The sequence below is a fragment of the Arthrobacter sp. 05N428_2 genome, from assembly GCF_056397065.1.
Genome location: NZ_JBFTMR010000017.1, coordinates 1 through 18,696 on the forward strand (window position 1 = coordinate 1; position 18,696 = coordinate 18,696).

Annotated in this window: 18 protein-coding genes and 1 pseudogene; 14 read left to right on the top strand and 5 right to left on the bottom strand. The window is 66.1% G+C overall.

What is annotated here, in order from left to right:
• Window positions 1–323, bottom strand: a pseudogene (locus AC1DGI_RS15565) (HNH endonuclease signature motif containing protein); the annotation flags it as partial.
• A gap of 223 nt (window positions 324–546) precedes the next feature.
• On the opposite strand from AC1DGI_RS15565, the gene AC1DGI_RS15570 reads away from it, so the two are divergent.
• Window positions 547–879 (top strand): hypothetical protein, encoded by a 333-nt coding sequence (locus tag AC1DGI_RS15570; protein WP_476899478.1) that lies wholly within the window; start codon window positions 547–549, stop codon window positions 877–879.
• Between the two features lie 5 nt (window positions 880–884).
• On the opposite strand, the gene AC1DGI_RS15575 is transcribed toward AC1DGI_RS15570, so the two are convergent.
• The 4 genes from AC1DGI_RS15575 to AC1DGI_RS15590 form a co-directional block, all read right to left on the bottom strand.
• Window positions 885–1,985: an ABC transporter permease gene (locus AC1DGI_RS15575; RefSeq protein ID WP_476899479.1), complete on the bottom strand. Its 1,101-nt coding sequence runs from the start codon at window positions 1,983–1,985 to the stop codon at window positions 885–887.
• A gap of 13 nt (window positions 1,986–1,998) precedes the next feature.
• Entirely contained in the window at window positions 1,999–3,108 is a 1,110-nt protein-coding gene (locus AC1DGI_RS15580) for an ABC transporter permease (protein WP_476899480.1), read from the bottom strand.
• Window positions 3,105–4,043, bottom strand: coding sequence for an ABC transporter ATP-binding protein (locus AC1DGI_RS15585; protein ID WP_476899481.1), 939 nt, complete (start codon window positions 4,041–4,043; stop codon window positions 3,105–3,107). The genes AC1DGI_RS15580 and AC1DGI_RS15585 overlap by 4 nt, the downstream gene beginning before the upstream one ends.
• A 238-nt stretch (window positions 4,044–4,281) precedes the next feature.
• On the bottom strand, window positions 4,282–4,644 hold the full coding sequence (locus tag AC1DGI_RS15590; RefSeq protein ID WP_476899482.1) for a hypothetical protein: 363 nt from the start codon (window positions 4,642–4,644) through the stop codon (window positions 4,282–4,284).
• A 414-nt stretch (window positions 4,645–5,058) separates the two neighbouring features.
• Here AC1DGI_RS15590 and AC1DGI_RS15595 point away from each other — a divergent pair, with 414 nt between their 5' ends.
• The 13 genes from AC1DGI_RS15595 to AC1DGI_RS15655 all read left to right on the top strand — a co-directional run bounded on the left by AC1DGI_RS15595 (window position 5,059) and on the right by AC1DGI_RS15655 (window position 18,690).
• Window positions 5,059–6,693 (top strand): ATP-binding protein, encoded by a 1,635-nt coding sequence (locus AC1DGI_RS15595; protein ID WP_476899483.1) that lies wholly within the window; start codon window positions 5,059–5,061, stop codon window positions 6,691–6,693.
• Window positions 6,690–7,361 carry a response regulator gene (locus AC1DGI_RS15600; RefSeq protein WP_476899484.1) on the top strand — a complete coding sequence of 224 codons (672 nt, stop codon included), beginning with the start codon at window positions 6,690–6,692 and terminating at the stop codon, window positions 7,359–7,361. The genes AC1DGI_RS15595 and AC1DGI_RS15600 overlap by 4 nt, the downstream gene beginning before the upstream one ends.
• 60 nt (window positions 7,362–7,421) lie before the next feature.
• Entirely contained in the window at window positions 7,422–8,357 is a 936-nt protein-coding gene (locus tag AC1DGI_RS15605; protein ID WP_476899519.1) for a 5'-3' exonuclease, read from the top strand.
• A 180-nt stretch (window positions 8,358–8,537) separates the two neighbouring features.
• The gene (locus AC1DGI_RS15610) at window positions 8,538–9,212 is read left to right on the top strand and encodes a TetR/AcrR family transcriptional regulator (protein ID WP_476899485.1); all 675 of its coding nucleotides are present in this window, start codon (window positions 8,538–8,540) and stop codon (window positions 9,210–9,212) included.
• 83 nt (window positions 9,213–9,295) lie between these two features.
• The gene (locus AC1DGI_RS15615) at window positions 9,296–10,093 is read left to right on the top strand and encodes an enoyl-CoA hydratase-related protein (RefSeq protein ID WP_476899486.1); all 798 of its coding nucleotides are present in this window, start codon (window positions 9,296–9,298) and stop codon (window positions 10,091–10,093) included.
• 36 nt (window positions 10,094–10,129) lie between these two features.
• A complete protein-coding gene (locus AC1DGI_RS15620) occupies window positions 10,130–11,275 on the top strand; it encodes an acyl-CoA dehydrogenase family protein (RefSeq protein ID WP_476899487.1) in 1,146 nt (381 codons plus the stop codon).
• A gap of 65 nt (window positions 11,276–11,340) precedes the next feature.
• Entirely contained in the window at window positions 11,341–12,087 is a 747-nt protein-coding gene (locus tag AC1DGI_RS15625; RefSeq protein ID WP_476899488.1) for an SDR family NAD(P)-dependent oxidoreductase, read from the top strand.
• 83 nt (window positions 12,088–12,170) lie between these two features.
• The gene (locus AC1DGI_RS15630) at window positions 12,171–13,829 is read left to right on the top strand and encodes an AMP-binding protein (RefSeq protein WP_476899489.1); all 1,659 of its coding nucleotides are present in this window, start codon (window positions 12,171–12,173) and stop codon (window positions 13,827–13,829) included.
• Window positions 13,826–14,995 carry an acyl-CoA dehydrogenase family protein gene (locus AC1DGI_RS15635; protein ID WP_476899490.1) on the top strand — a complete coding sequence of 390 codons (1,170 nt, stop codon included), beginning with the start codon at window positions 13,826–13,828 and terminating at the stop codon, window positions 14,993–14,995. The genes AC1DGI_RS15630 and AC1DGI_RS15635 overlap by 4 nt, the downstream gene beginning before the upstream one ends.
• Window positions 14,996–15,004: 9 nt before the next feature.
• Window positions 15,005–15,781, top strand: a complete 777-nt coding sequence (locus tag AC1DGI_RS15640) for an enoyl-CoA hydratase/isomerase family protein (RefSeq protein ID WP_476899491.1) — start codon at window positions 15,005–15,007, stop codon at window positions 15,779–15,781.
• 11 nt (window positions 15,782–15,792) lie between these two features.
• The gene (locus tag AC1DGI_RS15645; protein ID WP_476899492.1) at window positions 15,793–16,659 is read left to right on the top strand and encodes a 3-hydroxyacyl-CoA dehydrogenase family protein; all 867 of its coding nucleotides are present in this window, start codon (window positions 15,793–15,795) and stop codon (window positions 16,657–16,659) included.
• The gene (locus tag AC1DGI_RS15650) at window positions 16,646–17,875 is read left to right on the top strand and encodes an acyl-CoA dehydrogenase family protein (protein WP_476899493.1); all 1,230 of its coding nucleotides are present in this window, start codon (window positions 16,646–16,648) and stop codon (window positions 17,873–17,875) included. The genes AC1DGI_RS15645 and AC1DGI_RS15650 overlap by 14 nt, the downstream gene beginning before the upstream one ends.
• Window positions 17,876–17,895: 20 nt before the next feature.
• Complete coding sequence (locus tag AC1DGI_RS15655; RefSeq protein WP_476899494.1) at window positions 17,896–18,690, top strand: SDR family NAD(P)-dependent oxidoreductase; 795 nt, start codon at window positions 17,896–17,898, stop codon at window positions 18,688–18,690.
• Window positions 18,691–18,696: the final 6 nt, after the last annotated feature.

Here is an 18,696-nt window from a genome sequence, read left to right on the forward strand (position 1 = left end):
ACCTCGGCCACGACCGCCATTTCCTGCGCGGTGCGCTCCTGAAGGGATGCCGCCGGCGCGGCCAGGGCCTCGGCCGCCCGCACGTACTCGGCGGCCAGCCTCGCCTTCAGCGCCGCGAACCGGGCCTCCCCCCGGGCCACCTCGGCCAGACCGTCCAGGCACGCCTCCGCCACAGCACGCAACGGATCCGCGTCGGGAGCGAAGTCGGCATTGGCGTCGGCGTGGGTGTCGGCACCGATCAAAGCAGCAAGCGCAGCAGCAGACGCGGCGACGGCCGCCACCGCCTCCCCGATCTCCGCACTCAAAACCACACTGCTTTCCATACCCAAACACTACGAGGAGGCACCGACATTTAATGATCCGCACGTCCTTTGGAATCGCTTCGACGTTCCATCGTCGAGCGGGGGAGGAAGCGGCGGATTACCGGCGTTATGGGGGGGGACAATCCTGAGTGACCACAAGGGGAGTGACGGTTGGGGGAGCGTCCGCAACACGGTCAGCGGGTGCGACATTCTTCAGACTCGTTCCGGCGCCTAGGCTCGGGCTATGCGCAGCGTGCGAGCTGATTCGGTAGATTCCGTTGGCGAAGATGACTTCGCGCCGATGTACAGGGTGCGCTTCTGGACTCCTCCGCCTGCACCGGATTTCGCCTGGTTAGTTGATGAATGGGATGTCACCGACGCCGAGCAGGTCACGGACGTCATCAGAGGGGGCATAGAGGCGGCAAACGGAAATCCCTTCGAGGTTTTCCTTCGCTGGGAGGACCACCATTTCACAAGAGATGGACGGCCTGAGCCGTACTCGCGCTACGCACTGATTTATGGACGGCCGGCCGACGAAACAACCACGATTGAGGTTGTCTACTCCGAGTCGCAGTAGATGTTTTAGAAGGCAACGAGCCGCCGTCGGAGCGAGAGAATGCCCACAAAGAGTCCGCCGGCGGCCGTCAGCACCAGTACGGCGACGTCCCGGCCCAGGTTGTCGGTTGACTGGTAGAAGACCGCCGCCTCCAACGCGTCCACGCCGTAAAAAGTTGGAGTGAAGTGGGCGATGGCCTGAATCCACTCGGGCAGGAAGGCCGCCACACCGATCCCGCCGCTGAGGAAAAACAGGTAGATCGCCACGTTGATGCCGGCCGCCGATACGGGTGCGATCCGGCGGAATATGCCGCCAAGGGCTGTCCCGACGCCGGCTGCCGCGAGCGCAATCAACCCAACCACTGCCAGGGCAGGAACCCAGTACCAGCCCGCCGGACGCAGGATGCCGGTGACCGCCGACAAGGCCAGCACCAGCGCGGCCACCAGCATGGTCGTCACCCAGCAGCCCAGGATCTTCCCGGCGATCAGGGTGCCGCGGCCGATCGGCGAGAGCAGCAGCGCCTTGATCGTTAGGTCCTCGAACTCACGGGCCGTGGCCAACCCGCCGTTGACCACGCCCATGAGCGTGAGCAGCAGTACGAGGATGGGCACGAGCTCAAACTGCACGAGGTCGACGTCGTGCGGCCTCAGATCAGACTCGGCGACGCCGACCATGATGGGGTTGTCTGACTGGCCCTCGTAAAATCGCGTGATGGCCGCCGGCAGGGACCGGCGCAGGTCATTGGTGAAGTCCAGGTTCAGATTATTGATCCGGATCTGCACCGGGTCCGGCCGGTGCATCCGGTAGTCGTCGTCGAACGAGGCGGGGATGGTGATGACGGCCGCGACCTGAAGCGTGTCGAGCAACCGGGCTGCCTCATCCGGTGATGCGCGCTGGATGCGGAACGCATCCGAGTCGTTCAGAATCGACACGAGGCGTTGGGCCTGCGGGCCGTCGCCCTCGGCTACGACTGCCACCGGATTGCGGCCCGTTGCCCCGGCCACGATGAAGATGATCAGCAGGAAGGCGACCGGCGGCAGCAGGCTCACCGCGATCGCCGAAGGCGTGCGCACCCACGTCACGAGGTCTTTGACCGCGATGGCCAGCACGGCCCGCAGGACTCCCATTAGTGCGCTCCCATCAGCGTGCGACCCCCCGGCGGCCGAAAACAAACGCCGTAAGCAAGACGGTCAGCAGCGTGAACCCGGCCAGCACAATCGTGTCGACGGCGAGGTCCTGCGTGGCCGTCTGGTAGCCGTGGAAGGCGTGCTGGAAGGCTGCGATCGCGTAGGTGAGCGGGGATACGGCCGCGATCGCGCCGGGAACCGGGCCCAGCCAGTTCGCCGGCCCGAACGGACCGCTTAGAAAGAACAGCGGAAGGACGCTGGCGATGGCGAGCGGGATCGCTTGCTGCCGCCGGCGGACCAGCGTCCCGGCCAGAACACCGAGGGCAAGGAAGGCCGCGATCATCAGCAACGCGAACCCAAGCACCTCCAAGGGATGGAGCGGGCGCACGCCGATCAACAGGATCACGACACCCAGCACCAGCAGCGCCGACGCCGCCGTGAGCGCGGCCGACCCGAGCATCTTTCCCAGCCCGATCGCCAGCCGGCTCACCGGCGCCAGCGCCAGTTCCTTGACGGTCCCCAGCTCGTAGTCCCGGGCGGCGTTGACGCTGCCCTGCAAGAGCGCGGCGAGCATCAGGCCGGCCACCACGATACTGACGGCGAGGTAAGGAACGTAGCCGGTGTCGTGTGCCTGGATGTCGGACTCGACGGCATGCACGACCACCTGCTCAGGGAACGCGTCCGCGTAGAAAGACGTAATCGAGAGCGGCACTGCCCGCCGGATGTCGTTGGTGAAATCGACGTTGAGGTTGTTGACCTCAACTGGCAGGTCCACCCGTGTCCCGGCGCCCAGCGCGGCATCAAAGTCCTGCGGTACCGTCACGACGGCGACGATGGTGCCGGCGCGGATCTCGCGTTCGGCGTCGGCCGGGGAAGCCGTATGGATAATAAAAGACCGCGAGTTGCCCATGGCCTGCACGAAGCGCGCGGCCAACGGCCCCTGGTCATTCATCACCACCGCGATCGGCGCCTGACCCCCGCTGAGGGCGAAGAGAAGGAAGAGCAGTAAGAAATTGATCGGGATGACGACGCCGACTACCGCGAACAGCGGTTCGCGGAGGGTGAGGCGGATGTCCGCCGCTGCCACTGCCCGGACCACCCGCACGTTATGGCGCAGGCTCATTCCCGCAGCTCCTTGCCTGTCAGGCTCAGGAAGACCTCGTCCAGGCTCGGCTCGCGGCTCTGGATCTCCTCAAGGTTCGTGGATTGGACCACAGCCGTCACGACCTTGCCGGTGACGTCGGCGCCGCCCTCCACCGTGACCTTCAACGATTCATGGGACGCCGTGGCGGAGACCACGCCGGGCAGCGCGCGGACATCCCGAACGAGGTCCTCCGTCGGTGCAGGCCGTGTCCGCATCTCGAGCACGGTGTCGCCGAAGCTGCGGCGCAAGTTCGACGGCGAGTCGAGCGCCACAAGCCGCCCGCGATCGATGATGGCCAGGCGGTCGCAGAGGACATTCGCCTCCTCGAGATAGTTCGTCGTGATGAGCACGGTGGTTCCGCGTTCCTTAAGCTCGAGGATCCGGTCCCACAGCGCGCGCCGGCTCTGCACGTCGACGCCCAGCGCGGGCTCGTCGAAATACAACAGTTCCGGGTCGTGGAGCAGCGCCCGGACCAGGGCCAGACGTCGTTTCATGCCGCCCGAGAACGTGGAAACGCGGCTCTTCCGCCGCTCCTCCAGCTGCGCCAGCTGAAGCAGGGCGGTAATCCGCTGTTCGAGGCCGTTCCGGGGAACGTCGAAGAGGTCGGCGTGAAACCGAAGGTTGGCCTCCGCCGTGAGCTCCTCGTAGAGGGCGTTCTCCTGCGGCACGGTCCCCAGCGAGCGCCGGATCTTTCGCGGATCCGCCAGCAGGTCGATGCCAAGAACCCTGACCCCGCCGGCGGTCGGGCGGCTCAGGCCGCTGATCATGTTGATGGTGGTTGTCTTGCCAGACCCGTTGGGCCCGAGCAGGCCGAAGATCTCCCCGCGCCGGACCCGCAGGCTAAGGTCATCGATCGCGGTAAAGGAGCCGAACCGCTTGGTGACGCCGGAGAGCTCGATGGCCGTTTCGGACATGCCCGTACCTCCCTGAACCACACGCCCGTGGTCCGGCCGGCAACATCAGTGGGCCAGTTCCAGAAGGCGGCGCCTCGGCTCCATGATGGGACTGTGCCGAACAAAACGCAAGGGAATCAGACCCGGCGAACGCATGCGGGCGAACGCCAGCCGGAGGGCGGGCAGAACCCCGTCCTCCGGCTGGATGGATGCGCAACGGCCTCACGGCCAGGCCCGCACCCCCGAGGTCTCCCCGGGGTTACCAGGTGCGCATATGGTGGTGGCCCTGGTGATCAAAAAATCCGTCCTTGTCGTGCCGGAATCCGTCGCGTCCCATCCACGAGCCATTGTGGTCGTTGTCCGAACGCCAATTGCCGTTGTCGTCACGCCAGCCCGATCCGTCGGCCCAGTCGTGCCAGCGGCCTTCGTTATCCCACCAGCCATGTTGAGCATCGTGCCGGTTGGTGTCTTTCATGTGGTGGCGGTCGGTCATCGAGCTGTGGCTCCAGTCGGTAGAGGCCGGGGCGGCTGCGCTCGCAGCGCTCGCCGGAAGGGCGCTTGCGCCCAAGCCCAGAGCCAGCGTCGCCGTCGTCGTTCCGAGAACGCGGATGATCTTGTTCATTGGGTTAGTCCTTTGGAGATTGCTACCTCGCCGCACTGCCCGTCAGCGTCAATTGAGCCGACGACGGCACCTGCGTGCGGTAGCTGATGGTGGTAATCGTGGTGGTTCGACCGGCTATGAACCACGTCACCTCTGATACTTCAACGATAGGAACGGGGAATGCACCGCCCAAGGATTGCGTGCCTTGCGAAGGTTAAGCGGCATCATTCACGTTTCGAGCGTTTTGCTCGGGCTGCCCCGCTAACTCGCATCCAGCCAAGGTCCGCACCGAAGTCCGGCGACGCGGTGTAGCGCCTAAACTGGGGGTGTAGGAAGAGGTTAACGGTGCCGCCGCAGTTGTTCGGCAGGCGGCCTCGATCATTTCGCTTCGAACATTCCGAGCGCGCCCCGGTTCAAGGCAGGGAGACGGGCAAGGTGAGGATCCCGGGTCGACCGTTGAGGGCCAAGCCGCTCGCATCACAGATCCTGGTGTGGGTGCTTTGCATCCTGCTGTTGACAGTGGCCGGCGGGGCGTTCCTCTACGACCGAATCAGCAACCAGACCTTGGAAAGCCAGTACCGCGCCCGTGCACTGGGAATCGCCACCACCGTGGCCCAAATGCCCGAGGTCGCGGCTGCCCTGCAGCACGGCGACCCTGCACGGTCAATCCAGGCGCTCGCGGCCGCCGTGCAGTCCACCGCGCATCCGGACTACGTGATTGTCACTGACCGCAACGGCGTGCGCTATTCCCACCCGAATCCGGCTCTCGTCGGCACGGTCCTGCACGAGCCCGTGGATGCACTGGATGGCCAGAATCATGTCGGCACCGAGCCGGGACGGCTGGGGCCCTCGGCCAACGCCAAGGCGCCCGTCAGGGCACCGGACGGCAGCGTGATCGGCCAGGTCTCAGTCGGCATCCTGGAAACGACCGAGGACAAGGACCGGGGGCAGCAGATCTGGCTCATAGCCGGTTATTCGGCAGTGGTGCTGCTGATCGGTGCCTTCGGCTCGGTGCTGCTGGCACGGCGGATCAAGAGGGTGACGTTCGACCTGGAGCCGGCCGAGATCGCCTCTCTGTTACAGGACCGCGAGGCTCTACTGCACGGCATCCGTGAGGCGATGATCGGCGTCGACGACGACGGCCGCATCACCGTGATCAACAGCGAAGCGCGGCGCCTGCTGCACCTGGACGGGAGCGTCGTCGGCCAACGGCTGAAGGATCTGCTTCCGGCCGGCCGGCTGCAGTCCGTCCTGACCGGGGAGCTGGGCGGCACCGACGAGGCGGTGATCACGGATGGCGCGCTGCTGGTAGCCAACCGGATGGCCGTCAGCCTGGACGGCAGAAGCATCGGCGCCGTCGTGACGCTGCGGGACCGCACCGAGGTGGAGGGGCTGGTCCGCGACCTCCGCTCCGTCCAAGGTCTGATGGAAGCACTCCGCGCGCAGGAGCACGAGTACGCGAACCGACTCCACGTTGTGGGCGGGTTGCTGGAAATGGGCGACGTCGATCAAGCGCGCCGGTTCGTCTCGGGGATTTCAGACACTTCGCGGTCCCTGGGCGAAGGCCTGCGATCGCGGGTGGAACCGCCGGAACTGGCGGCCCTGCTGTTGGCCAAAATCACGGTGGCAGCGGAGCAGGACGTGCAGATCGGCGTCACCGATGATTCCGAGTTGCGGCAGCCCTTCCTGGACACCCAATCGCTCCTGACCATTGTCGGCAACTTGCTGGACAACGCCGTTGACGCTGTCGCGGGGCGGCCCACACCCAGGCTGGTCACGCTCCAGCTCGATGATTCCGCCGGCATCTTCATCTCCGTGACAGACAACGGGCCCGGCGTACCGGCCGAGGTCCTCAACGACGTGGCTGTGGACGGGTTCACCACGAAAAACCAACGGCCCGGCATCCGGCGGGGCATCGGGCTGGCGTTGGTTGCCAGGATCGTGCGTCGGGTCGGGGGAACGCTGGATGTCTTCCCCGGGCCGGGCGGTCGGTTCGAAATCTGGCTCCCTGAACCCGCAACCGAAGGATCGGTGCGCGAGCCCGCATCCCTGGGAGAGGGGCCGGCATGATTCGCACCCTGGTGGTCGATGACGATTTCCGTGTGGCCCGGATCCACGCCGCCCGGGTCGACAGGATTGAGGGATATGAATGTGTCGGCGAGGCCCACACGGCGGCGGCGGCGCGCGCCGCGATCGCCGAACTCAAACCGGATCTCCTGCTCCTTGATGTCTATCTGCCGGACGAGGACGGAATCAGCCTGCTCCGTTCCCTCCAGGCCCGCGGGGAAAATGTGGACGCGATCATGATCACGGCGGCGCGGGACCTGGCGACGGTCCGGGCGGCCATGCGCGGGGGAGCCGTCTACTACCTCGTCAAACCCTTCGGCTTCGAACAACTCCAGACCCAGCTTGAGTCATACCGTCGCTGGCGCCGGGAAGTGGGCGCCGGAACTGTCGCCGACCAGGCCGCCGTCGACCAACTCTTCAACCTGCGGCGTGCACCGTCGAGGGCAGCCGGGAGCCGCCGGCTGCCGCCCACCATGCAAAAGGTCCTCGATGCTGTGGTCCAAGCCGGCGAACCCACGAGTGCCTCTGACATCGCCGACCGCATCGGCATCAGCCGCCCGACGGCCCAGCGATATCTCAGCGAACTGGAACGCAAGGGACTTCTGGCGCTTCAGCTGGCCTACGGCACTACGGGACGGCCGGTGAACACGTACCTGCCCGTCGACTCCTAGCTCCTGAGGCCGCCGCCGTGGTTGGGCTGACATGATCACGCATACGTGCAAGGATCGGCTATGCCCCAGCGCCTGATGCTGCTCGACACCGCTTCGCTGTACTTCCGCGCCTTCTACGGCCTGCCCGACACAATCCGCCGCGCCGACGATACGCCGGTGAACGCCGTCCGCGGCCTGCTCGACATGATCGCGCGCCTCACTACCGACTACGCCGCGACGCATCTCATCGCCTGCTGGGACGATGACTGGCGGCCGCAGTGGCGGGTCGACCGGATTCCGAGCTATAAGGCGCATCGGGTCGCCGAGACCCTGGTGGGAGCCCCAGACGTCGAGATCGTACCGGACGCGCTCACGCCGCAGCTCCCGATGATCCGTAGGGTGCTCGACCTCGCGGGTATCGCCGTCGTCGGCGCCCCCGAACACGAGGCCGACGACGTCGTCGGCAGCTACGCCAGCCATGCCGGGGTGCCGGTTGACGTGGTGACCGGCGACCGCGACCTTTTCCAAGCCGTGGACGACGCCCGGCAGGTGCGGGTGATCTACACCGCGCGCGGCATGAGGAACCTCGAAGTCGTGACCGACGCGGTCATCGTCGAAAAGTACCGCGTGCTGCCCGCACAGTACGCCGACTACGCGACCCTCCGCGGCGATTCCTCCGATGGGCTGCCCGGCGTCGCCGGAATCGGCGAGAAGACGGCCGCGGCGCTGCTCGGCGACTACGGCACTCTGGACGGGCTGCTCGCCGCGGCGGCGGACGCGGGCAGCGGGCTGTCCTCCGGTGTGCGGTCTAAGCTGGCCGCGGCGGCCGACTATCTCACGGTCGCGCCGGCCGTCGTGAAGATCGTCCGCGATCTGCAGTTGCCGACGCTCGAAGAGGCGGGCGCCGAACTGCACCCTGTCGCGGGCGAGTCCCGCGCCGAACTGGAGCGTCTGGCCACCGAGTGGAACCTGGGGAGCTCCGTCGGACGGCTTCTCGAGGCGTTCGACCGGCGGTAGGAACCTCGGCTGGAACCTTACCGGAATACCTGAGGAGGCCGTCGGCCGCGYCCTGATCCCGGGACCGGCATCGGCTACACCTGGGATAGCTCTTGACGGCCACTGGGAGTGAATATATCCTCATTGAAAATGAACATTGATTCATTTTTAGTGAACTACTATTCAATTGAGGACCCCAAGATGGCAACCCCAATCTCCGCGGTAGACGATGATCCCGGAGCAGCGGCCCGCGAAGTAAGAACCAACCTGCGTACGCGGCAGTTGCTGAGCGCCGCCGCACGGCTGATGGAACGGGACGGATCGCACGCCGTGTCGATGCAGGCGCTGGCCGACGAAGCGTCCGTCAGTGTGGGGCTGATCTACCGTTACTTCGGCAACAAGCAGGACCTGCTGCTGGCCGTCATCGTGGAGGTGCTCGACGCCTTCGGCACGAAAGCGCCGGCAGCCGTCGATGCCGCCGGGAACGATCCGGTTGAACGCGTGGCTGCGGCCTTCGCCGCGTTCTGCGAAGTCATCGACGAGCACCGCCACGCTGCCGTTCTTTCCTACCGGGAGTCCAAGACCCTCGGCGAGGAAGGCCGCACCCGAATCAAAGACCTCGAACTGACCACCTCCCAGCCGCTGAGGGATACCGTCCAGGCAGCCATCGACGCCGGGCGGTTCGTCCCCGTCGACGTGGACCTTTTCGCCTACAACCTCCTGCTCCTGGCCCACGCCTGGGCCCTCAAGCACTGGTACTTCGAACGCTCGCTCGATTTTCCCAGCTACGTCCGCAAGCAGACCGCGGTGGCCCTCGGCGCCGTCGTCGCCCCGGAGTACCGGAGCCAGTACGCCCACCTGCTCGATCTTGACTGAGCGCTTGCCGAGCAGGTCTAACCCAGCTGCTTCTTAGCCGCCGGCTTCCCTCCCATCCGACTGACCCGCCGAAAGGTTCCGACATGACCACTTTTGAAGACATCAGCTACGAAGTCGATGCGGCCACCGCCATCATCACCATCAACCGACCGCACCGCTACAACGCCTTCCGCGGACAAACCGTGGAGGAACTTATCAAGGCGTTCCGCTTGGCCTGGGCCGACCGCTCGGTACAGGCCGTGATCCTGACCGGCGCGGGGGAGAAGGCGTTCTGCACCGGCGGGGATGTGAAGCAGCGCGCCGAAACGGGCGACTACGGCCCCACCGAGTCGGGAATGTTTGAAATCGGCTACCTGCACAAGCTCATCCGCGATATTCCGAAGCCGGTCATTGCCGCGGTCAACGGCGTGGCCATCGGCGGAGGGCATGTCCTCCATGTGCTCTGTGACCTGTCCATCGCGGCCGAAAACGCCACCTTCGGGCAGGCCGGGCCCAAGGTTGGCTCGTTCGATGCGGGCTTCGGCTCGGCCTATCTGGCGCGAGTGGTCGGCGAGAAGCGGGCCCGCGAAATCTGGTACCTGTGCCGCCAGTACGACGCCGCGACGGCCGAACGCTGGGGACTGGTCAACGCCGTGGTCCCCGCCGACAAGCTCCTCGACGAAGCCAAGGCCTGGGCCGCCGAAATTGCCGAAAAGAGCCCCACCGCCATTCGCTTCCTTAAGCAGTCCTTCAACGCGGACACCGACCACCAGGCCGGGCTGAGCAACTTGGCGATGTCCGCCCTCGATCTTTTCACCGCCTCACCCGAAGGCCAGGAAGGCGCCGCCGCCTTCGCCGAGAAGCGCAAGCCCGAGTTCAACCGCCACGTTCTCTCGCACTGACCACCGCCGCATCCACCCGCTGACAAGGAAGTCACCATGGATTTTGCATTGACCGCACAACAGCTCGAGTACCAGCAAGAAGCCAAGAATTACGCTGACAAGATCGCGCCGGGCTACCAACAGCGGGAGCAGGACGGCCACGTCAAGGCCGAGTTGCGGCGGGAAATGGGCGACCTGGGCCTCATCGCCCCAGAACTGCCGGTGGACCTCGGCGGACGCGGCCTTGACCGCCTTACCTCCGGCCTGATCCTGGAACAGATCGCCCGCGGCGACTTCAACGTCTCCTACGTTCAGGTGGTGGGCTCCCTGGTTGGCCAGATCCTCGCCCAGAATGCCCAACCGTCCGTCGCCAGGGAATGGGTCCCGCGGATCTGCAGCGGCGAGTCCATCGTGGGGATCGGACTCTCGGAGCCGGAAGCCGGATCTGACGCCGGCACGCCGCGGCTGAGGGCAGAACGGCGCGACGGCGGCTGGGTGCTGAACGGGATGAAGTCGATGTCCTTCAATGAGTCCGCGGACGCCGTCGTCGTTTTTGCCAAAACAGACCCGGACACGCCCCGCGGTCGCGGAATCAGCGCCTTCCTGGCCCCGATGGACGCCGAAGGCGTGAGCCGGGAGCGATTCTCGGACATGGGTACGGTGGCGGTGGGCCGCGGCGCTGTCCATTTCGACAACACGTGGATCCCTGCGGACCACCTGCTCGGCGAGGAAGGCAAAGGCTTCACACAGGTGATGCAGGGCTTCGATTTCAGCCGTGCCTTGATCGGCCTGCAGTGCCTGGCGGTCGCCAAGGTCACCGTCGACGAGACCTGGGAGTATGTCAGCCACCGAGAGGCGTTTGACCAGCCGCTGAGTAAGTTCCAGGGCGTCTCCTTCCCGCTGGCAGAGGCCGAGACCATGATTGCCGCCGCGCAACTGCTTTGCTACCAGACGCTCTGGCTCAAGGACCAGGGACTGCCGCACACCTCGCAGGCCGCGATGTGCAAGTGGTGGGCGCCCAAAGTCTCCTTCGACATCGTCAAGGACTGCCTGCTGCTGCACGGGCAGTTCGGGTACAAGACCGACCGTCCCATCGAACAGCGCCTGCGCGATGTCCTGGGCCTGCAGATCGGTGACGGCACGGCGCAGATCATGAAAATGATCATCGCCCGACAGGCCATCGGCCGCGAATTCGCCCCCTAGGCAAAGACTCGGGCCCTGCACGGACCCGCACTGAACAGCACAAACTTCCATCCGAGGAGCACACCGTGGGAAAGCTTGAGAACAAGATTGCAATTGTCACCGGAGCCGGGAGCGGGATTGGCCGTGCCATCGCCGTGAAACTCGCGGCCGAGGGCGCCACCGTCGTCGTCAGCGACATCAATGAGGTGGCCGCCAAGGAGACCGCATCGTCGCTGGGCAATAACTCAGTAGGGTTCCTCACCGATGTCACGTCGCGGGAATCCGTCGACGCCATGGTCAGGTCGGTCACGCAGGAATTCGGCCGGATCGACGTGCTGGTGAACAACGCCGGCTGGGACAAGGTGGAGCCGTTCCTGACCAGCAAAGTTCCTGACTGGGAACGGGTGATCGGCATTAACCTCTACGGCACGCTGCATTGCAGCCAAGCGGTCCTGGCCGTGATGGCTGAACAGGGCTTCGGCGCCGTGATCAACATCGGGTCCGACGCCGGCCGGGTGGGTTCATCCGGGGAAGCGGTGTACTCCGCGGCCAAGGGGGGAATCATCGCCTTCACCAAGACCGCGGCGAGGGAAATGGCCCGCAACAAGGTCAGCATCAACTGCGTCTGCCCCGGCCCCGCGGATACCCCGCTGTTCGCCGGCATCAGCGAGGAAAATCCCAAGCTCCGCGAAGCGCTGGAAAAAGCCATTCCCATGCGGCGGCTGGCCCAGCCCGAAGACCTGGCGAACGCCGTCGCCTTCTTCGCGTCCGACGAAGCCTCCTACATCACCGGCCAGACCCTGTCCGTCAGCGGCGGCCTGACGATGAGCTAGACCCCTGCTTTTAGACCGCTGCTTTTAAACCGCTGTGCCAGGCAACCCGACTCAACGACGAGGATTAAGGACTACACCCTGCCATGACATTTGACACGCTGCTCAGCCAGGACCAGATCGACCGCTACACCGGTCAGGGTTTCTGGCGGAACAAGACCCTTACCGACTACCTCGATGAGGCCGTCTCGGCCACGCCGGACAAGATTTCCAGCGTGGACTCCCGCGGGAGCTTCACGTATGCCGAACTCAAGCGGCTGGTGGATCGCTGCGCTCTGGGGCTGCTGGAGCTCGGCGTCGCTTCGGGGGACGTGGTGTCCATCCAGCTTCCGAACTGGCGCGAATGGATCGTCATCCACCTCGCCGCCATCCGGATCGGTGCCGTCACCAACCCGCTGATCGCGATCTACCGCGACCGCGAAGTGGGCTTCATGATGAAGCGAGCCGCCTCAAAGGTCCTGTTCATCCCGCAAACCTTCCGCAATTTCAACTACCCGGACATGGCGAACCGGTTGCGCGCCGAACTTCCCGCCCTTGAGCGGGTGGTGGTCCTGGGCGACACCGGGACCAACGGCGAAGGGTTCACGTCCTGGGAAGAGTTCATCGGCACGCCGTGGGAGGAACTCCGGGATCCGGCGGAACTTGCGGGCCTGCGTCCGGACCCCAACAGCCTGTCCGTCATGATCTTCACCTCCGGGACCACCGGTGAGCCCAAGGGGGTGATGCACACGCACAACACCCTGGTGGCCGGCAGCCTGCCATGGCCCGACAGACTGGGGATGGACAATGAAGCGGTGATCCACATGGCATCCACATTTGCCCACCTCACCGGGTACCTTTACGGCGTGTCCCTGCCGCTGCAATTGGGTGCGACGGGAGTCTTCCAGGATGTCTGGAACGCCGAGGAATTCGTACGGCTGGTGGAGCAGCACCGCATCCAGCACACCTCCGGCGCGACGCCGTTCCTCCATGACCTGCTCCAGGCAAGCAACCTCGATCAGCACGACACCGGTTCCCTGAAGCACTTCTGCTGCATGGGCGCCCCCATTCCCAGGGCCATGGTGGCCAAAGCGAAGGAACGACTGCCCCAACTGAACGTCTTCGGCGGCTGGGGTTCCACCGAGTGCTGCCTGGTGACCATGGGAAATCCGGCTGATCCCTTTGAGAAGATCGTCAGCACCGACGGGCGTCCGTTGGCCGGCATGAGCGTCCGCATCCTCGACTTTGACGGCACCGAGGCCGCTTCCGGCACGGAAGGGAAGCTCCAGGCCAAGGGGCCGTTCGTGTTCCAGGGCTACGCCGGGCAGTTGGAGAAAACCCGGGCGGAGTTCGACGGCGACTGGTTCGACACCGGCGACCTGGCCACCGTGGACGCGGACGGCTACCTCCGCATTGCCGGCCGGACGAAGGACGTCATTATCCGCGGCGGCGAGAACATCCCGGTAGCGTACGTGGAAAACGTGCTCTACGAACACCCGAAAATCGACGTGGTGGTGCTGGTCGCCATCCCGCACCAGAGGCTCCAGGAGACGGCCCTCGCCGCCGTCGTCCTGAAGGCCGGCGAGACCGGGCTGACCCTGATCGAGGTGCAGGAGTTCCTGGCCGCCAAGGGTGTCGCCAAACCGTACTGGCCCGAGCAGGTGGAAGTCCTTCAGGACCTGCCGCGGACCCCCAGCGGGAAGATCCAGAAATACCAACTCCGCCAAAAATTCGCGGAGACCCAGCCGGCAGGAGCAGCGTCATGACAACGATTCTGGCCAATTCGGATGTGCTTGCTTTGGACGGGCTGTTCAGTGCCGAGGAGCTCCGGCTCCGGGATGCGGTCCGCGTGTTCGTCCGGGAGCGGATTAAGCCGAACATCAAGAAGTGGTACGAGGACGCCTATTTCCCGGTGGAGATCGCCCGCGAGATGGGCGCGCTGGGTCTGCTCGGGATGCATTTGAAGGGGTACGGCTGTCCGGGCCGGTCCGCGGTGGAATACGGCATCGCCGCGATGGAGTTGGAGGCCGGGGATTCGGGGCTGCGGACGTTTGTCTCGGTGCAGGGGTCCCTGGCGATGAGCGCGATCCACAAGTGGGGGTCCGAGGAGCAGAAGACCACGTACCTGCCGGGCATGGCGCGGGGTGAGATCATCGGCTGTTTCGGCCTGACGGAGCCCACGGCCGGTTCAGACCCGTCGTCGATGGCGACCACGGCGGTGCGGGACGGGGACGGATGGGTCCTGAACGGTGCGAAGCGCTGGATCGGGCTGGCCTCGATCGCGCAGGTCGCGGTGATCTGGGCTGCGACGGAGGACGGCGTCCGCGGTTTCCTGGTCCCCACCGGGACCCGGGGGTTCACGGCGACGCCGATCGAGCCGAAACTCTCGATGCGCGCCTCGATCCAGTGCGACATCGAGCTTGATGACGTCCGGCTGCCGGAGTCCGCGATGCTGCCCGTGGCCAGGGGGCTCCGCGGCCCGTTTTCCAGCCTGAACGAGGCCCGGTACGGGATCATTTGGGGCGCAATGGGCGCGGCACGGGACAGCTACGAGGAGGCGCTGAAGTACTCGCTGGAACGGGTGCAGTTCGACAAGCCGCTGGCCGGGTATCAGCTGACCCAGGAGAAGCTGGTGAACATGTTGCTGGAAATCCAGAAAGGCACGCTGCTGGCCATCCATACCGGCCGGCTCAAGGACGCCGGCGTGCTGGAGCCGGTGCAGATCTCGGTGGGGAAGCTGAACAACTGCCGGGAGGCGATCGCGATCTGCCGGGAGGCCCGGACCATCCTGGGCGGCAACGGCATCACGCTGGATTATTCGCCGCTGCGGCACGCGAACAACCTTGAATCGGTGCGGACCTATGAGGGCACGGACGAGGTCCACACCCTGATCCTGGGCCAGCACATCACCGGCCAGCCGGCGTTCCGGTAGGGGCGGGCCGTGGGGTACGAAACGATTCTGACCGACGTCGCTGACCGGCTCGGCACCATCACCATCAACCGGCCCGAGGTCCGCAACGCCCTGAGCCGGACCGTGCTGCGCGAAATCCGGGCCGCCCTCGAAGACTTCGCGGACCGGGACGACGTCGGCGCCGTTGTCTTCACCGGTGCCGGGGACAAGGCGTTCATCGCCGGGGCGGACATCACCCAACTGGTGGACTACACCTTCCTGGACGGGCTGGTCGCGGACATGCAGCGGCTTTATGACTACATCGAGGACTATCCGAAACCCACGCTCGCGGCGGTCAACGGTTTCGCCCTGGGCGGCGGGAACGAACTGGCCATGGCCTGCGACATCCGCATCGCCGCCGAAGGGGCCCGTTTCGGGCTGCCGGAAGCCACCCTGGGTGTCCTCCCGGGCGCGGGCGGCACGCAGCGGCTCACCCGGCTGGTCGGCAAGGGCCGCGCCGTCGAGCTGATCCTTACCGGCAGGCTCTTCGGCGCGGACGAGGCGCTGCGGATCGGCCTGGTCACCGAGGTGGTCCCGGCCGCGGACCTGCTGGCCACGGTCCGGGCCACCGCGGAGCAGATCCTCGCCAAGGGCCCGCTGGCCGTCCGGCTCGGCAAGCTCGTGATCAAAAACGGTGCCGAAACGGATCTGCGGACCGGGCTGCTGCTCGAACGCCTGGCCCAGTCCCTGCTCTACTCCACCGAGGACAAACGCGAAGGCGCCCGCGCCTTCATCGACAAACGCCCGGCCGAATTCACCGGCAGATAAGGACGAAGGACATGAGGCAGATCAACAAGATCCTGGTGGTCGGGGCCGGGGCCATGGGCTCCCAGATCGGCATGGTCGCCGCCCTGGCCGGCTACCGGGTCACCGTCCGGGACATCTCCGCGGACATGCTCGCCGCCGCCCGGCGGCAGCTCACCGAGCGGATGGACAGCAGCGTCGCGAAAGGCCGCCGGACCCGGGACGACGCCGACGCGGCGCTGGCCAGGCTCACGTTCACCACCTCGCTGGAGGACGGCGCGGCGGACGCGGACTTCGTGATCGAGGCGGCCACCGAGAAACTCGAGACCAAACGCAAGATCTTCGCCGCGCTCGGGCGAGCCGCCCCGGCCCATGCCATCCTGGCGACCAACTCCTCCACCCTGGGCTCCTCCAAGGTCGCGGAGGACTCCGGCCGCCCCGAGCAGGTCTGCAACATGCACTTCTTCAACCCCGCCCTGGTGATGAAATGCGTCGAGGTGGTCCGCCACGACACCACCTCCCAGGCCACGGTGGACACGACCCTGGACCTGGCCCGCTCGCTGGGGAAGGCTCCGGTGCTGATCAACCGCGAGGTCCCCGGGTTCGTCGCGAACCGGCTGATGGGCGCGCTCCGGGACGAGGCGCTGCGGCTCTACGCGGACGGCATAGCGTCCGTGGCCGACATCGACACGGCGGCCAAAACCGCGCTGGGCCACCCGATGGGCCCGTTTGAACTGATGGACCTGGTGGGCCTGGACGTGAGCTACCTGATCCGGCAAGCGACCTTCGAGGAGACCGGCGACCCCGCGGACCTGCCCCACCCGGCACTGACCGAACTCTACGACCAGGGCAATTACGGCCGGAAAACCGGAAAGGGCTGGTACAGCTATGACCCTCAGTGAGGACTACACCGCAGCGCTGGCCAGGGGACTGACCGGGGCCCTCGATACCGACTACTACCTCCTCCTGGACCAGCTCACCGACGTCGAACGGGCGGTCAGGGACGCGGTCCGCGGCTTCGTCAACGACCAGGTGCTCCCGGTGATCAACGGCTACTGGGAACGCGCCGAATTCCCGCACGAACTCCTGCCCGCCCTGGCCAAACTGAACATCATCGGCTCCACCATCGAAGGCTACGGCTGCCCCGGCATGAGCCGGCTTGCCGCAGGCTTGGCCACGATGGAAATGTCCCGCGGCGACGGCTCCATGAACACCTTCATCGGCGTCCAGTCCAACCTGGCCATGGGCACCATCAACATGCTCGGCAGCGAGGCGCAGAAGCAGCGATGGCTGCCGCGGATGGCCGGCCTGGACCTGATCGGCGCCTTCGCCCTCACCGAACCCGAACACGGCTCCGACTCCGCCCACCTCGAAACCAGTGCCCGCCGGACCGGGGACCAGTGGGTCCTCACCGGCCGGAAACGATGGATCGGCAACGCCAGCTTCGCCGACGTCGTGCTCATCTGGGCCCGCGACGAGGCCGACGGCAACGTCAAAGCCTTCGTAATGGAGAAGAATGACGACGGCGCCCACCCGGCCGGGTACCGGACCGAGCTGATCACCGGCAAAATCGGCAAACGCGCCATCCTGCAACCCGACATCGAATTCACCGGCCTGCGGATTCCGGAGCAGAACCGGCTCCCGGGCGCCGAATCGTTCCGGGACGCCTCCCGGGTGCTAGCCTCCACCCGCGGCGGCGCGTCTTGGGAAAGCCTCGGCCACGCCCTCGCCGCCTACGAAGCCGCCCTGACCTACGCCAAGGTCCGGACCCAGTTCGGCAAGCCCATCGCCAGCTACCAGCTCGTACAAAACAAGCTCGCCAACATGCTCGCCGAACTCACTGCCATCCAACTCATCTGCTTCCGCATGGCCGCACTCCAGGAAGCCGGAACCTGGACCGGGACAATGGCCTCGATCGCGAAAATGCACACCGCCCAAAAAGCACGTTGGATCTGCTCCGAAGCCCGCGACATCCTCGGCGGCAACGGGCTCCTGCTCGACTTCCACGTTGCCCGACACTTGACCGACATGGAAGTTGTCCACACCTACGAAGGCACCGACTCCATCCAATCCCTCCTCATCGGCCGCGCCGCCACCGGAATCTCGGCCTTCGCATGAGCGCGGGGGAAGGTCACGGCATGCAGCAGGGTGGTATGCCGGAGAGCAACGACTTCGCCGGGCGGCGCGTGCTGCTCGTCGGCACCGGCGGGATCGGCGGGGCCGTCGCGGATGTGCTTGCCGGCCGCGGGGCCCGTCTTTTCGGCACCCACTACGCAAACGTCGACGGCAGCGCAGCGCTGGCCGCCAGGTTGCCGCGGGACTGCTGGGCGGGTCAAGTGCAACTGGACGCGGGTGACCCCGGCGCGGTCGCCGCGCTGGCCGGCCCCCGGGGGAGCGCGGACCGGGCACTGGGCGGAATCGACACCCTGGTCATCACCACCGGGCACCGCCACGCGCTGCAGCTGCTGGCCGAAATGGATCCCCGGACCATGCAGGAAATTGTCCGGACCGAACTCCTGGGCCCTGCGTTGCTGGTGCGAGCGGTGCTGCCGGGGATGCTTGAGGCCGGATTCGGCCGGATCGTGCTGATCGGTTCGGACAGCGGCAAAGCGGGGACGCTGGGCGATGCAATGTCGTCCGCGGCCCGGGCCGGGCTGTACGGGCTCGCGAAGTCCGTGGCGCGGGAAACGGCACGGCCGGACGTGACCATCAACGTCGTCTCTCCCGGCCCCACCGACACCCCGCTGTTAGCCGGCATGCTCTCCGACGACGGCCTCACCGGAAAAGTGATGTCCGGAACCTTCAAAGCGATCCCCAAGGGACGGGCCGCGCGGCCCCGGGAGATCGCCGCTGCCGTTGCCTACCTGGCTTCCACCGACGCCGGGTTCACCACCGGCCAGGTCCTGTCCGTCTCCGGCGGACTCACCATGTAAGGAGTT

Bases quoted from the DNA above. Each gene is read 5' to 3' on its own strand.
- AC1DGI_RS15570 (WP_476899478.1), top strand. From the start codon at position 547: ATGCGCAGCGTGCGAGCTGATTCGGTAGATTCCGTTGGCGAAGATGAC.
- AC1DGI_RS15575 (WP_476899479.1), bottom strand. From the start codon at position 1,985: ATGGGAGTCCTGCGGGCCGTGCTGGCCATCGCGGTCAAAGACCTCGTG.
- AC1DGI_RS15580 (WP_476899480.1), bottom strand. From the start codon at position 3,108: ATGAGCCTGCGCCATAACGTGCGGGTGGTCCGGGCAGTGGCAGCGGCG.
- AC1DGI_RS15585 (WP_476899481.1), bottom strand. From the start codon at position 4,043: ATGTCCGAAACGGCCATCGAGCTCTCCGGCGTCACCAAGCGGTTCGGC.
- AC1DGI_RS15590 (WP_476899482.1), bottom strand. From the start codon at position 4,644: ATGAACAAGATCATCCGCGTTCTCGGAACGACGACGGCGACGCTGGCT.
- AC1DGI_RS15600 (WP_476899484.1), top strand. From the start codon at position 6,690: ATGATTCGCACCCTGGTGGTCGATGACGATTTCCGTGTGGCCCGGATC.
- AC1DGI_RS15605 (WP_476899519.1), top strand. From the start codon at position 7,422: ATGCCCCAGCGCCTGATGCTGCTCGACACCGCTTCGCTGTACTTCCGC.
- AC1DGI_RS15610 (WP_476899485.1), top strand. From the start codon at position 8,538: ATGGCAACCCCAATCTCCGCGGTAGACGATGATCCCGGAGCAGCGGCC.
- AC1DGI_RS15615 (WP_476899486.1), top strand. From the start codon at position 9,296: ATGACCACTTTTGAAGACATCAGCTACGAAGTCGATGCGGCCACCGCC.
- AC1DGI_RS15620 (WP_476899487.1), top strand. From the start codon at position 10,130: ATGGATTTTGCATTGACCGCACAACAGCTCGAGTACCAGCAAGAAGCC.
- AC1DGI_RS15630 (WP_476899489.1), top strand. From the start codon at position 12,171: ATGACATTTGACACGCTGCTCAGCCAGGACCAGATCGACCGCTACACC.
- AC1DGI_RS15635 (WP_476899490.1), top strand. From the start codon at position 13,826: ATGACAACGATTCTGGCCAATTCGGATGTGCTTGCTTTGGACGGGCTG.
- AC1DGI_RS15645 (WP_476899492.1), top strand. From the start codon at position 15,793: ATGAGGCAGATCAACAAGATCCTGGTGGTCGGGGCCGGGGCCATGGGC.
- AC1DGI_RS15650 (WP_476899493.1), top strand. From the start codon at position 16,646: ATGACCCTCAGTGAGGACTACACCGCAGCGCTGGCCAGGGGACTGACC.
- AC1DGI_RS15655 (WP_476899494.1), top strand. From the start codon at position 17,896: ATGCAGCAGGGTGGTATGCCGGAGAGCAACGACTTCGCCGGGCGGCGC.